The sequence below is a fragment of the Helicobacter apodemus genome (genome assembly GCF_000765745.2).
GTDB lineage: Bacteria > Campylobacterota > Campylobacteria > Campylobacterales > Helicobacteraceae > Helicobacter_D > Helicobacter_D apodemus.
This window is the reverse complement of sequence record NZ_JRPC02000005.1, coordinates 1-13564: the sequence shown is the minus strand read 5'-3', so window position 1 is coordinate 13564 and position 13564 is coordinate 1. Positions and strand designations below refer to the sequence as shown.

At 32.1% G+C, this 13564-nt stretch carries 17 protein-coding genes, 2 tRNA genes and 2 pseudogenes; 14 read left to right on the top strand and 7 right to left on the bottom strand.

Annotation, left to right across the window (positions count from 1 at the left end; translation table 11 throughout):
- Nucleotides 1–37 precede the first annotated feature (37 nt).
- From LS72_RS02555 to LS72_RS02545, 3 genes are all read right to left on the bottom strand, one after another.
- Complete coding sequence (locus LS72_RS02555) at nt 38–256, bottom strand: hypothetical protein (protein WP_034554015.1); 219 nt, start codon at nt 254–256, stop codon at nt 38–40.
- Between the two features lie 134 nt (nt 257–390).
- Nucleotides 391–466: transfer RNA gene (locus LS72_RS02550), tRNA-Phe, on the bottom strand.
- Between the two features lie 55 nt (nt 467–521).
- Nucleotides 522–1430 carry a hypothetical protein gene (locus LS72_RS02545; protein ID WP_034554014.1) on the bottom strand — a complete coding sequence of 303 codons (909 nt, stop codon included), beginning with the start codon at nt 1428–1430 and terminating at the stop codon, nt 522–524.
- A 121-nt stretch (nt 1431–1551) separates the two neighbouring features.
- Here LS72_RS02545 and panC point away from each other — a divergent pair, with 121 nt between their 5' ends.
- The 6 genes and pseudogenes from panC to fliR all read left to right on the top strand — a co-directional run bounded on the left by panC (nt 1552) and on the right by fliR (nt 6519).
- Nucleotides 1552–2397: a pantoate--beta-alanine ligase gene (panC, locus tag LS72_RS02540; protein ID WP_034554013.1), complete on the top strand. Its 846-nt coding sequence runs from the start codon at nt 1552–1554 to the stop codon at nt 2395–2397.
- Nucleotides 2398–2634: 237 nt separating this feature from the next.
- Nucleotides 2635–2910 (top strand): annotated as a pseudogene (locus LS72_RS02535) (methyl-accepting chemotaxis protein); the annotation flags it as partial.
- A 308-nt stretch (nt 2911–3218) separates the two neighbouring features.
- Nucleotides 3219–4010 carry a 30S ribosomal protein S2 gene (gene rpsB, locus LS72_RS02530; RefSeq protein ID WP_034554576.1) on the top strand — a complete coding sequence of 264 codons (792 nt, stop codon included), beginning with the start codon at nt 3219–3221 and terminating at the stop codon, nt 4008–4010.
- Nucleotides 4011–4027: 17 nt separating this feature from the next.
- A complete protein-coding gene (gene tsf / locus LS72_RS02525; protein WP_034554575.1) occupies nt 4028–5095 on the top strand; it encodes a translation elongation factor Ts in 1068 nt (355 codons plus the stop codon).
- A gap of 9 nt (nt 5096–5104) precedes the next feature.
- Nucleotides 5105–5749: an ATP-binding cassette domain-containing protein gene (locus tag LS72_RS02520; RefSeq protein ID WP_034554573.1), complete on the top strand. Its 645-nt coding sequence runs from the start codon at nt 5105–5107 to the stop codon at nt 5747–5749.
- Nucleotides 5749–6519, top strand: coding sequence for a flagellar biosynthetic protein FliR (gene fliR, locus LS72_RS02515; protein WP_034554572.1), 771 nt, complete (start codon nt 5749–5751; stop codon nt 6517–6519). The genes LS72_RS02520 and fliR overlap by 1 nt, the downstream gene beginning before the upstream one ends.
- 20 nt (nt 6520–6539) lie before the next feature.
- Here the strand turns inward: fliR and LS72_RS02510 are convergent, their stop codons facing one another.
- Nucleotides 6540–7142 carry a Crp/Fnr family transcriptional regulator gene (locus tag LS72_RS02510; protein ID WP_034554571.1) on the bottom strand — a complete coding sequence of 201 codons (603 nt, stop codon included), beginning with the start codon at nt 7140–7142 and terminating at the stop codon, nt 6540–6542.
- A 233-nt stretch (nt 7143–7375) separates the two neighbouring features.
- Here LS72_RS02510 and LS72_RS02505 point away from each other — a divergent pair, with 233 nt between their 5' ends.
- The 6 genes from LS72_RS02505 to LS72_RS02480 all read left to right on the top strand — a co-directional run bounded on the left by LS72_RS02505 (nt 7376) and on the right by LS72_RS02480 (nt 10844).
- On the top strand, nt 7376–7759 hold the full coding sequence (locus LS72_RS02505) for a group III truncated hemoglobin (protein WP_034554569.1): 384 nt from the start codon (nt 7376–7378) through the stop codon (nt 7757–7759).
- 157 nt (nt 7760–7916) lie between these two features.
- Nucleotides 7917–8393: a hypothetical protein gene (locus LS72_RS02500; RefSeq protein ID WP_034554568.1), complete on the top strand. Its 477-nt coding sequence runs from the start codon at nt 7917–7919 to the stop codon at nt 8391–8393.
- 22 nt (nt 8394–8415) lie between these two features.
- Entirely contained in the window at nt 8416–9195 is a 780-nt protein-coding gene (locus tag LS72_RS02495; RefSeq protein ID WP_034554567.1) for a histidinol-phosphatase HisJ, read from the top strand.
- 298 nt (nt 9196–9493) lie between these two features.
- Complete coding sequence (locus LS72_RS02490) at nt 9494–9925, top strand: hypothetical protein (protein ID WP_034554566.1); 432 nt, start codon at nt 9494–9496, stop codon at nt 9923–9925.
- Nucleotides 9918–10517, top strand: a complete 600-nt coding sequence (gene rsmD, locus LS72_RS02485; RefSeq protein ID WP_034554565.1) for a 16S rRNA (guanine(966)-N(2))-methyltransferase RsmD — start codon at nt 9918–9920, stop codon at nt 10515–10517. Before LS72_RS02490 ends, rsmD begins: the two co-directional genes overlap by 8 nt.
- A 15-nt stretch (nt 10518–10532) precedes the next feature.
- Nucleotides 10533–10844: a rhodanese-like domain-containing protein gene (locus tag LS72_RS02480; protein ID WP_034554564.1), complete on the top strand. Its 312-nt coding sequence runs from the start codon at nt 10533–10535 to the stop codon at nt 10842–10844.
- Nucleotides 10845–10846: 2 nt separating this feature from the next.
- Here LS72_RS02480 and LS72_RS02475 read toward each other — a convergent pair.
- Nucleotides 10847–10922 (bottom strand) — tRNA-Glu (locus LS72_RS02475).
- A gap of 115 nt (nt 10923–11037) precedes the next feature.
- On the bottom strand, nt 11038–11625 hold the full coding sequence (locus tag LS72_RS02470; RefSeq protein ID WP_138154961.1) for a C39 family peptidase: 588 nt from the start codon (nt 11623–11625) through the stop codon (nt 11038–11040).
- Between the two features lie 135 nt (nt 11626–11760).
- On the opposite strand from LS72_RS02470, the gene LS72_RS02465 reads away from it, so the two are divergent.
- Together LS72_RS02465 and LS72_RS02460 are read left to right on the top strand one after the other, a co-directional pair.
- Nucleotides 11761–12090 (top strand): hypothetical protein, encoded by a 330-nt coding sequence (locus LS72_RS02465; protein ID WP_052087384.1) that lies wholly within the window; start codon nt 11761–11763, stop codon nt 12088–12090.
- A gap of 3 nt (nt 12091–12093) precedes the next feature.
- The gene (locus LS72_RS02460; RefSeq protein WP_034555302.1) at nt 12094–13257 is read left to right on the top strand and encodes a hypothetical protein; all 1164 of its coding nucleotides are present in this window, start codon (nt 12094–12096) and stop codon (nt 13255–13257) included.
- 33 nt (nt 13258–13290) lie between these two features.
- Here LS72_RS02460 and LS72_RS02455 read toward each other — a convergent pair.
- Nucleotides 13291–13564, bottom strand: a pseudogene (locus tag LS72_RS02455) (hypothetical protein); the annotation flags it as partial.

Below are 13564 nucleotides of genomic sequence, written 5' to 3'. Positions count from 1 at the left end.
TTTTGGCTTGTGCTAGGGAATTTATGGTTTTATATGGTTATCCCGGGGGGGATTTTAATGCATTTAAGATAATAGCGTGATAGTTTTTGGGTGTTTTTGGATGAGGTAAGTAGAGAATTTTATGGGTTTTTGTTGCTTTTAAGCTGTTTTGGATATTGCAAAGTGTTTCTAGGATTTGTATATCATAGCCACATTGACAATTGGCGTGTATCGTATCTCTTTGTTCTCGAAAAGTTGGTGCATAGAGAATTTCCATTTTTTCCTTGAATATTTTAGAATTATTGGGCAATAGCCTGTATGCTATCAAAATATAGCTTAAAAAAGTCCTTTTGCGTGATGATAAGAAAGAAAGGAGCGTTATAGGGTTCTATTTTAGCTTATGCTTTTAAATGGTGGCTCGAGGCGGAATCGAACCACCGACACGGAGATTTTCAGTCTCCTGCTCTACCGACTGAGCTATCGAGCCATTTAAACAAATTTTTAGAAAGCTAGAATTATATTGTAAAATATTTAATTCTTTCTTAAAAGGATTTTCTCAATAATAAAATGTTTTTAGCGTTGCTATTTGTGTAATGTTGAATATTTTTATAGCCATAAAATGAGGATATTTTGAAAAACTTTTCCATTTTTTGGATATTTTGGGTTTCTATGTAGAGTATGCCTCCTGTTTCTAGTATTTTGTTAATAAAGATAAAATTTTGGTTTAATTGCTGATCTAAGTTGATTTGACCAATATTTAAAATATCTTGCTCTTTAATATCAAAAAACCACATTCTTAAAAGGTTTTGTTTGCAAAATTTATCCCCTTCAAAAGATGGGGGTGAGTAGCAAATCAAGTGTGTTTTTTGTGAAAAGATAGATTCTGCGTTTGTAGTATCTTTAACAAAATTTGGTATATAAGGGTTTAAGATTAATAGTTTTACAGGGCTGACATTTTGATAAATATGCTTGTATTTATTGAGAATAAATTCTTTTAATTCCATATCTTGAGGTATTTGTGTATTAGTTGGCGTTAAAAAAATATTGATAAGGTATTTGATCCATAAATTAATAGAATCATTAGGGGAGTGTTTTAAAAATTCTTTAAAAGAAAGGAGTTCATTATAGATTTTGGGAGTGAAATATTTAGACATATCAGTAGGCATTTCAAAATAGTTCGTTTTGATTTCTTTTAATCGATTTTTTAATCCTGTAGAACTAGGGTAGGAGAATTGGCATTGCATCTGAATTTTAGTTAGCGGATTATTATCAAGGATAAAACTTTTGCGTTCATTAGTTGCTAAAGCAAAGGCAAAATTAAGGTTATTTAGATGATAAATTAAAGCTTTGCCATCTTCTTTTGTGATTTTAAGGATAATGTTTTCCATTAGTTCTGAGAGATTGTTTTCTGAAATTTGTGTGGGTGTTTTTAAGAATTTGTTTTCTTCCATAAGATTTCCCAAAATTAATTTAGAGTTTGGATTCTAACATATTTTAGAGAATTTATTATTTTTTTAAGTTTGATAAACGCATAATTGCATCTATGTATTTTAAGCAATTAGAGGGATAAGTGTGAAGGTTATTAAGAGTGTTAAAGAGTTGCAAATCTTTATTCAGACCTATAAAAGACAAAATCCTAAAGAAGTAATAGGTTTAGTCCCTACTATGGGTGCTTTACATAAGGGGCATTTATCCTTAATTAAAGCCTCTAAAACAACTTGTGATTTAACTATTGTTTCTATTTTTGTTAATCCTACGCAGTTTGGGGTTAATGAGGATTTTAGTAAATACCCACGCAAAATAGAGGCGGATTTAAAGATATGCCAAAGTGTAGAGGTTGATATTGTTTTTATGCCAGAAATAGAAGAAATGTATCCTCTAAAATCCTCTTTGCAAACTACTTTTAATGCCCCCCTATCTATGGCAAGTGTATTAGAGGGGGAGGCAAGAAGCGGACATTTTAATGGGGTTTTACAAATTATTAATAAATTATTTCATTTAATACAGCCCCATAAAGCATTTTTTGGTAAAAAGGATGCTCAACAGCTTTTAATCGTTCAAAAAATGGTAGAGGATTTATTTTTTCCTATTGAAATTATCCCTTGTGAGATAGTTAGAAGCGAGGAAGGATTAGCGCTTAGTTCAAGGAATGTATATTTGAGCTTAGAGGGCAAGAGAAAAGCACTAAAAATCTCTCAATCTTTAAAAGTCGCTATGCAAGTTATTATGCAAGGAGAGAGAGAGAGTTTAAAAATAAAGAATGAGGCATTAAGGGTGTTAGAGGGGTTAGAGGTAGAATATTTTGCCATTGTTAATAGAGAGTTAGAGTCTATTTTAACTATCCAAAAAGATTCAACTTTAATCTTAGTCGTTGCAAAAGTAGAGGAGGTTCGATTATTAGATAATCTATGGTTTTAATTTTAGATAATATAGGTGCTTATATTTTAGTATAATGCAAAGTTAAAAAATTTAGAATTTTATGTAAAAATTTTTTGATTTCATTAAATTGGATGAAGTGGCTAATGCTTAAAAAAAGTTTAAAAATAAAGATTGCTTTAAGTGCGATTATTTTGCTTACCACTTCACTATTGTTTTTAGGTGTTATTAGTTTTATTTTGTCAAAAATAGTATTCATCAGATATTAAAAATATCGTAAGTGTGATTAAAGATATTGCCGATCAAACTAATCTCTTAGCATTAAATGCAGCTATTGAAGCAGCAAGAGCAGGAGAACATGGAAGAGGCTTTGCAGTTGTTGCAGATGAAGTTAGAAAATTAGCAGAGAGAACAGGAAAGTCTTTAAATGAGATTGAAGCTAATGTTAATGTCTTAGTGCAAGGTATTAATGATATGAGTGAATCTATTAAAGAACAAACAGAGGGTATTTCACAAATTAATGAAGCTATTAATCAATTAGAGGGTGTTACACAAAATGTTAATGCTATTGCTAGAGATATTAGAAGATGTTAATAAGAAGAAGTTTTAGGGTTTAAATAAAGCAACAATCCTAAATCTTAATTAATAACCTTTTTATAAGAGTTGTGCTTATCCATTTCTAAATATTAAAACTTAAAAGCCTATACAAGGATAACCTCAATAAAAGCTAGAATTAAAGAAAATTTTAATAGAATGACACCCTTTTTATTTTTGAAAATATCACACACGCTAATCCTAGTTTAGGTTGCAGGTTATATTCTGTTTAAGAGCGTGGAGGAAAAACCAAACATTAAGGAGAAAATATGGTAACAATGAAAGACCTTTTAGAATGTGGTGTTCATTTTGGGCATCAAACAAGACGTTGGAATCCAAAAATGAAAAAATATATTTTTGGTGTGCGAAAAAATATTCATATTATAGATTTGCAAAAAACTCTACGATATTTCCGCTATACTTATAATATTGTCAGAGATGCAGCAGCCGAAGGAAAAGTTATTATGTTTGTTGGGACGAAAAAACAAGCTAGTGAAACTTTGAAGCAATACGCACAAAGTGTTAATATTCCTTATGTGAATTATCGTTGGCTTGGGGGAATGCTAACAAACTTTTCTACTATTAAAAAATCTATCCGTAAGCTAGAAATCATCGAAGAAATGGAATCTAGCGGTCAAATTGATCTTTTAACCAAAAAAGAAAAATTAATGATTCAAAGAAAAAAAGATAAATTAACACAATATCTAGGTGGTGTAAGGCATCTTAAGAAAGTGCCGGATATGATTTTTGTTATTGATGCGGCAAAAGAGAAAATAGCGGTAGCTGAAGCTAGAAAGCTTGGGATACCTATTGTTGCACCATTAGATACTAATTGCGATCCTGATGTAGTGGATTATCCAATTCCTGGAAACGATGATGCGATTCGTTCTATCCAGCTTTTTTGTAAAGAGATGACAGAAGCTATTACAGAAGGACGTGCTATTGCTGGAGGTGAAGCCTCTATTGAGAATGAAGAGATTGCTGCTGCAAGTGAGCAAGAAAAGCAAGAAGTCTTAGAAGAAGCAATGCGTGAAGAAGATTTTATGCAAACCCAAGAATAATTTTGTAAGGATAAAATATGGCAGAGATTAATGCACAGCTTGTAAAACAGCTCCGAGAAATGACTGATGCAGGAATGATGGATTGCAAAAAGGCTTTAGTAGAGACAAATGGCGATATACAAAAAGCGGTAGAATATTTGAGGGAAAAGGGCTTAAGTAAAGCCGCTAAAAAAGCTGATAGAGTAGCAGCAGAGGGTGCGATTAGTGTTGAAGTCTCATCAGATTTTAAGAAAGCTAGTATGGTAGAGATTAATTCAGAAACAGATTTCGTTGCAAAAAATGATGGTTTTAAAGAGTTGAGTTCAAAAGCCATTGCGTTGGTGCAAGATTCCACTATTCAAAATACAGAGGAATTAAACACCCTAAGTCTTGATGGGGTCAAATTTGAAGAATATTTGAAAACACAAATTGCAAAGATTGGTGAGAATATCGTCGTTAGGAGAATTGCAAAAGTTCAAGCAGGGGGTAGTGGCGTTGTTAATGCCTATGTGCATTCTAATGGACGCGTTGGTGTAATTATCGCCCTTAAATGCCAAAAGCAAGAAAATGCAGCTAAACTAGCAGATTTTACTAAGAATCTTTGTATGCACGCAGCAGCTATGAAACCCCAAGTAATTAGTTATCATTCTTTTGATAAAGACTTTGTAGAAAGGGAGAAAGTTGCGATTGTCGCAGAATTAGAAAAAGAAAATGAAGAGCTTAAAAGATTGGGAAAACCTTTGCATAAAATCCCCCAATACATTAGTCAATTGGAATTAAACGATGAAATTTTACGCAAACAAGAAGCCATTTTTAAAGAGGAGCTTAAAGCCCAGGGTAAGCCAGAGAAAATTTGGGATAAGATCTTGCCTGGTCAATTAGAGAGATTTAAGGCAGATTCTACACTTTTAGACCAGCGATTAACGCTTCTAGGGCAGTTTTTTGTAATGGATGATAAGAAAAGTATTGCTCAAGTTTTAGAACAAAAGAGTCAAGAATGTAATGATTGTATTGAAGTTGTGGAATATATTCGTTTTGAACTTGGTGAAGGGATTGAAAAGCAGACAAGTAGTTTTGCTGATGAAGTTGCCGCACAGCTTGGATAGTTATTAGCGATGTCTTTATTAGAGGTTAAAGGCATTTCTTTTAGTTATGAGAAGCCGATTATAGAAAATCTTTCTTTTTCTGCAAATGGAGGAGAGAGCATTTCTATTATGGGTGTTAGTGGGAGTGGGAAAAGCACGCTTTTACATATTCTATCCTCATTTTTAAAGCCACAAAAGGGAAGTGTGAATATTTTTAACAAAGATATTTACGCTATCCCCTATGCAGAGATTTTAGCTCTTAGACGCAAAGAGATAGGGATTATCTTCCAATCGCATTATTTGTTTTTGGGGTTTAGTGCAAGAGAAAACTTAGAAGTTGCTTCTTTGCTTTCAGAGGAAAGAATCGATGATTCCTTGTTGGAGTTTTTTGGGATTTTTGAAAATTTACCTAAAAATGTTAGTGCCCTAAGTGGAGGACAGCAACAACGTTTATCTATCGCCAGGATTTTAACAAAAAAGCCTCATATTATCTTTGCGGATGAACCCACAGGGAACTTAGACAGAGAAAATGCTTTTAAAGTTATGGGACTGCTTTTTGAATATATTCATCAAACTTCTACTCTGTTAATTTATGTAACCCACGACCCTCTTTTGGCACAAAAGGCTACCCGCTCTTATCAATTAGAGAATGCTACCTTGAAACCCTTACATTAATGGAATTTTTAGCTTATCTTACAGAGGGGAATGTTGCTAATTTTTTATTATTACTTTTGCGTTTTGCGGGGATTATAGCCTTTTTTCCTTTTTTTGAAAATCAACTAATTACAAATTTTATTAAAGGTGTTTTCATCTTTTGGCTAACCATCTTGTTTATCCCATTAGTTGGGATTATTCCTCCTGCTAATATGACTATTGTAGAATTTATTGTGGCGGGATTATCCGAGATTATGTTGGGATTCTTGGCTTCTATGGCGTTACAGATTGTCTTTGGTATGATTTCTTTTGGTGGAGAGATTATTTCTTTTGCTATGGGATTAACCATTGCAAATGCTTATGATCCTGTAACAGGTGCTCAAAAACCAATTGTTGGGCAGCTCCTAACATTACTTGCATTGCTTATTATGTTGGGGCTTGATTATCATCATCTTTTTTTGTATTTTGTAAGTGAAAGCATTAAAGAAATTCCTTTAGGGAGTTTTATTTATTCGCATAATTATATCCAATACATTATTCAATCTTTTTCGCATCTATTTTTGATAGGACTTACAATGTCTTTTCCTATTATCGCACTTATTTTGCTCTCTGATATTATTTTTGGAATGATTATGAAAGCACATCCACAATTTAACCTTTTAGCTATAGGGTTTCCTGTTAAGATTAGTATTGCCTTTAGTATTTTAGTGGTTATTATTCCTGCGGTAATAATTCATTTTAAGAGGGAGTTTTTGAAAGCTTTTGATGCTTTGAGTATTTTATTCCAATAAATTAAGCATTGCAAAAGATTCTACATTGAGATTGTAGGTTGTTTATAAAATTTTGTATCAACAAAAATGATTTTTCCACTTTGTGTTTTTATAAGATTTTTTTCTTTAAGGTTTTTTAAAACTCTTGATAGTGATTCTGGGCTGATATTGAGGCTTTTGGCAATCTGTTTTTGTGTAAGAGTGATTAATAATTCTTGATTTTGTAGAAAAAAGTCTTTGAGTTTTTCTTCGATAGTTTTAGAGTTTTGACTAATATGGTTTTCTAAGATTTTGATTTTATTGCAAAGCGAGGCTATAAAAGAGAGACAAAAATTAGAATCTTCTTGGCAGAGTTTTTTAAAGGTATTAATGCTAACTTCTAGCACTTCACATTTTTCTACACATACTGCACTTGCTGGATAGGGAATGTTTAGAAAAGTTGGCATTTCTGCAATGAAGCTTGTATGAGAAATTTGGTGAATAGTTGTTTCTTGATTATTTTCTGTGTTTTTATAAAGACGAACTATCCCTTCTAACAAAACAAAAAGTTTTTTTGGTGTTTCCCCCTCATAAAAAAGAATTTCTTGTTTATTATAAGAATGTTTGTAGCTAATATTGTAAAGTATCTTAATATAGTCTTCCATTGCTTAATGATTTGAATCTTATCTATTTTTCTAAGAGTATCAAAAAAATTAACATAAATCAATTTTATTTTGAAAGCTTTATGCTATGATTTTTCAAAATTTCTGAGGCTTGTTATGAAAGTTTTTTATCCTCATTTTCTGATTATATATTTAATGACCCCTTGCATTAGTGCTTGGTGTGTTGATTGTGATTTTAGCAAAAATGGCATTTTATTTTTAGTAAAGGAGAAAATATGAAATATCAAGAAATTTGTGTTGAAGGAATTATGAAGTTAATGGATATTTTTTATGACAAGATACGTAAAGATAAGAGTGGGCTTGGGAAGATTTTCAATAATAAAATAGGAGAAGGTGAGGAAGAGTGGAGAGGGCATAAAGCTAAAATTGCAAATTTTTGGCAGGGAATGTTGCTAGGCAGTGGAGATTATTCTGGGCAACCTATGAAAGCACATTTAGAATTACCACCTTTTCCTAGAGAACTTTTTAGCACTTGGTTGGGACTTTTTGAGGAGAGTTTAGGGCAGGTTTTTGAGGATAATGTGGCGAATAATATTTTGCATAGGGCAAGGATGATCGCTGATAGATTCCAATACATGCTTTATGAAAATGGGCATTAATTATTGCTTAAAAATAACAAGGTTAAAAATTAAGGTTTTTACTAAATAGAGTATGGTTTAGAGTTTTTGGGGTGTTAGCGTATTAAGTAACAAAAGTAGAGTAAAACAAAATATGCTATAATGTTAAACATTAAGCATATTTTAAGGGATTAAGGATATGGAAGACGAATTTTCTAAGGAAGATGAAGATTTTTTAAACAAGCTAGATTATGATACTGTTGTTCAAAAGGTTTGTCAAGAAATAGATGTTAATAATGGATCTATAAAAGAACTAAAGCAAGGTAGTGCTATTGTCTTTCTTGAAACAAGCAGAAAAATGGCATTGGATAAAAGCGGGCTTATTCACTCTGGAAATCTTTATTCAAGTGCTGCTTATGCTGCTTTATTATCTGTTAATAATCCTAATGCCATAGTCATTGGTGCAGAAGTGAAGTTTCTAGCTCCTCTTGAAGTTGGAAATGAAGTAATTTTTAAGGCTCAAACTCTACAAGAAGATACAAAGAAAAGGGAAGTAAAAGTAGAAGGTTTTGTTTTAGACATTAAAATCTTTGATGCGATGTTTTATATAGCTGTTTTTGAAAAACATGTTTTAAGCTTACATATTGCAAAAGAAATGGATAAAAAAAAGGGATAGGTTACTTAAAGTAGGAGTAATGATGAAAGTAGATTTACATAATCACACACCTTTTTGTAATCACGCAACAGGGAGTATGGAGGAGTATATCCAAAAGGCTATTGAAGAGAAAATTGATATTTTTGGTTTTTCTTGTCATAACCCTATGGGTTTTGATGAAAAATATCGTATGAGTTTTGATGAATTATCTTTATATCTTGATAAGATTGAAGAGTTAAAAGAAAAATATCATTCTAAGATTCTTATTAAAAGTGCTTTAGAGATTGATTATCTTCCGCGATACTTAGAGGATAGATTGTTTGATTTACCCTTAGATTATCGTATAGGTTCTGTGCATTTTCTAGGCTCTTGGGGATTTGATAATCCAGAATTTATCGGAGAGTATGCTAAAAGGGATATTAATAAAATTTGGGAAGATTATTATGCAGCCATTGAAGAGATGGCAAAGAGTGGATTATTTGATATTGTTGGGCATATGGATTTGTTAAAGATTTTTAAATTTTATCCAAGTAAAGATTTAAGAAAATCTTTAGAATCAGCCCTAAAGGCTATTAAAAAATCAAATATGGTCGTTGAGATTAATGCAGCAGGGTTTCGTAAAGAAGTTGGAGAACAATACCCTAGTAGGCAAATTTTAGAGATGTGTTTAGAATTAGAGATTCCTATTACCTTCGGTAGTGATGCACACGCAATAGAGCAGATAGGATTTAAAAGGGAGGCTCTTGAAAATTTAGCTAAAGAGATTGGGTTTAGTAAATGTGCAACTTTCACGCAGCGACAAAGGGAAATGGTGGAGTTTTAAAGGAGATTAACAATTTATCGCCCAAAGCATAGAAGCTAGGAATTATTAAAATAAAAGCGTGCTATAGAATACTTTTAATATGTGTAAATCTATTTTTCATTGATTCTAAGTTTAAGCACAAAGAGGCTTTGTCAATAAAGTTAAAATCTTTATAATGAGCCTTAGGGATAGAGGATAAAAGGATTTTAAGCATAGGATTTGACCTATTTATAAAAGACAATTTTAATAAAGTTTTATTGCTTATGTTGTGGGGGCTATTGAAACAAGGTATAATGTTTAAAAGTTTTTGGAGTTTCTTATGAAAATTGCATTAATTAGTAATTCTTTATTGCTTACTAAGAGTTTAGAAATATATTTGCGTGATTATTTGACAAGCTATAAGATGTGCGATTTTATTGTAGCAACCGAACCTATGGAAGCAAATAAGCCAGTATTTTTGATTGGGGATTTTTCGGAGACTAATCTTAATAAGCCTTTTACTAAGGAAATACTCTTAGAAAAGTTAGAATCTTTTTATTGGCGAATTAATCATCAAGAAGATTTGCAGCAAGAGAACTCATTAGATAATACTAAGAATGCCGACTATTTATTCAATGATGTTAAAGAACAAAGATTAGTCATTAAAGAAAGTGATATTGAATTACAACAGAAAATACAAGAGGTTTTAGAGCGATATACTCAAGAAATTGTTAGCCTTAGTATGGAATACCTTAAGGGAAAAAATGCCTAAAACCTCATTCAAGCATAATAGCTTAAGGGTGATAGGTGGAGCTTTTAAAGGCAGGAAGCTTAAAATGGCTCCTTTAGAGATTACGCGCTCATCTAAGAATATTTTAAAAGAATCTTTTTTTAACACTTTAGGCAATACCATTATAGGGACAAATTTCATAGAGTTTTTTGCAGGGAGTGGGAGTATTGGTATAGAGGCTTTAAGTAGAGGGGCTAAATACGCATTTTTCTTTGAAAACCATAAAGAATCTTATAAGGTGTTAGAGGAAAATTTAGGGAGTATTTGTCAAGATTGTGCTTATAAAACCATTTTTGGGGATACTTTTAAAACTTATAAAGATTCTTTAAAATCACTTAAAAGTGAGACTATTGGGTATTTAGACCCCCCCTTTGATATTAGAGAAAATATGCAAGGGATTTATAAGCGATGCTTTGATTTGATTGAAGATTTGGATTATCAAATCTTTAGCAATGTTATTTTAGAGCATATTTCAAGTTTAGAAATTCCACAGAAAATAGGGAATTTCACACTCCATAAAACAAAGAAGTTTGGCAAGAGTGCTTTAAGCTATTATCAGAATTTATATTTATAAGGATAGGTTAAGATTATGGAATATTATGGTAGAAAACATAAGAGTTTGGCAAAGGCTATTTTTAAAGAAGACTTAGAGGATATTTTAAAGAGTGATGAGTGGGTGTGTATAGATATTAGAATGCCCGATGATTTTAAAAAAGGTCATTTAAAAGGTGCTAAAAACATTACAACAAAAGAGGGATTAGAAGCGATACTCCAAGAGCATAAAAAGGTGTTGTTAAATTGTTATTCTGGGCATACGGTTTCTTTGTTAGGCAGTGAGCTGGTGCGGGAGGGATATTCAGAAATTTACTTTTTAGATGAGGAGATAACAGATTGCTTATAAATTGGCGACCCTTGGAAGATTCGAACTTCCGTTACTGCCGTGAAAGGGCATTATCCTTGGCCACTAGATGAAAGGGTCGGCGAGATTGTAGCATATCTTGGTAAATAAAAAGCTTTGGTGTATCAAGAGGATTGCTTAGTAGAAGCTTGCTTGTTAAGCATTAACTTATACTTGCTTATGTAGATTAATGAGTCTAAAACCTCCCAAACACCCTTTTTTCAAAATTAAGCTTATTAGGGAAATTAAAATCAAGTCTTTTAAACTCTTGCTTTGGAAGAACTACCAAAGCATATCCGCCTTTATTCTCTTTATCCCATATACTATAAAATTCTCTTTTAGAGCTAATGTATTCTCCATGGCTTGGATCAAGAACTTGTAAATAATCGCCTTTATGGTTAATGATAATGACAAAATGAGGAAATCTTGGGTCATCTTCTATTTTAACAAGTAAGGGAATATTAATAAGTTTATTTAAGACTTGCTCATTAATACGAAAAGAATCACTTTTAAAATCTAGTTTTTTAATAGCTTCTTCTAAATCTAAAAAACTTACCATATCAGTAGTAAGTTCTTTTTCACTCATTACTTTTAATACATCTAATTCACTAAGCTTTTGGTTGTCAATAAGATTAATCATTGTAGCAAGAGAGGCAGCTCCACAGCTCTCTTCATAGTTTTGTCTTACCACTCTTTGGTTTTTAATCTCTTGATAGGATTTCACTACAAACTCAGCTTGTAAAAGAAAAGCTAACATCATTAACAAAGCTAAAACTCTTAGCATAAACTTCCTTTTTTGTTTTCCAAATTGTAACAAAAATAAAAAATTATGAAGAAATCCTAAAATACATTTTGTTTTTAAAAGAATATTTGTTAAGATTAAATCCTATACAAAATTAAATCAAAAAGGAGTTTTTCAATGAAAAAGGTGTTTTTAACTGCAGTGTTGGCTTTAGGGCTTATGGGTGTAACTAATGCTAGTGAGGTTGATGTATTAGCACTTGTTACTAAAGGCAAAGTGAATGAAAATTCTGCAGGAGTTAAGGTGCTAACCCTTGATGAAAAAAAGGAAATTGTAGGAGGGTATAGACCCTTTAGTGCAAGTTGGTATTCTTATACATTTATTCAAATGCCACTTACAAATAACTATAATGCAAACATAAACAATCAAAGCAATAGCCATATGTCTAATGCGTTTATGCAAACCTATAAGCCGCCAAGATTTCCTGTATATTTTAGAAAAAGATGAAATATGTTGAGTAATAATTTACATTATGATATAAATTCTATCGCTAAAAATCTCGTATATTCCGCATACAAGACAGATTTACCAAATATAGTCGGTGTGGAGGATATTCAAAATCTTAGTGATATTAAGGTGAGAAATACTGAAAAATCTAGTTATGCAAACAATGTCTATTTTAGAGAAGGTCTAAAGGGCGAGTATGTCAATGTAGGTTTAAGTGATGAGAATTTGCACAAATTAAGGGAAGTCTTTGGGGATAAAGCTGTCAAGAGAAACAACGATGGTAATATAGTCTTAAGAGGCAAAGCAGAGGAATTTGTTAGCTCTTGGTTTAATGATATTGCCTATAAAAGGGGTTATGTTAAGGCGGATTCAAATAATGATGGGACCTTAAGTCTTGAAGAGAAATACAACACAACAGCATTTTTTGGCAGTGGTGCATCACAAGTGGGAAATAATGTCTTGGCTGCGAACTATCAAAATTATGCTAAAGCAACAGATTTTGCAAATTCAAACGATGCAGCTGGAGCAAATTCGATTGTTTTAAACTCCATTGAAGAAGAATTAAACAGAACCTTAGAAGACGATAGAGATATGGATGGAAAAATTTATTTTGGTAATATAGCTTCAACAGCTAATATTGTTAGTTATTTTAGGGACATTATGGGTAGCGATAATAGCGATGATAATAAGGGGGGATATAGCCCTCCTTCTATTGCTAGTTTTTTCTCTTTTCTCACACAAACAATGAAGGACTTAAAAAAAATGCTAGAAGAGCAGCTTAAAAAACATTTAAAACAAACTATGGAATCTGATTCTATCGACCTCACAGCCCCCCCCCTACAAGAAGTGCTTAAAAAGATTATGGAGCAAGAAAATGGTGTTGAAGCACTCACTATTATCAAGGAGCAATTAGAAAAAGAAAAACAAGAGAGTGGTCTTAATTCTAATACATTAGAGAATGCAACACAGAATTTAGAACAAAAAGATAATGACTCTGCTTTTGAAGCAATGGCAAAGCTTACTAAATTAGATAAACAAACACTATCCCATAATCTTGCTAATAATCCAAACTTTGAAGATGATATTATTGCTATCGTGCAAGAAATAGCACAAAATGTAGATAGGAGATATACTACTTTAGAGGGAGCATTAGATATTAATGCTTAAACTTTGTCGCATGATTGTTTTTTGTGGTGATTTTTAAAATTTCTTCCATAAGGTTAATCCAAATATTGCATCAGGAGCAGCAGAGCTTCCACCAAAGTTAGCATTAACAGAAATGGCTGTTGTAGCATTTAGGCTATAAGTAGAACCAACAGAAAAGGTAGGGATGGAACGAATATTAGAGGTTTGATTCCCATTAATCTTTTGTTTGGTTTGGAATCTCTGTTCTGCTCCTAAATCTAAAGTGATTTTAGGGCTTAAGATAATAGAGAGATCTCCTCCTATATAGAGACTATGCCCATAATCTATC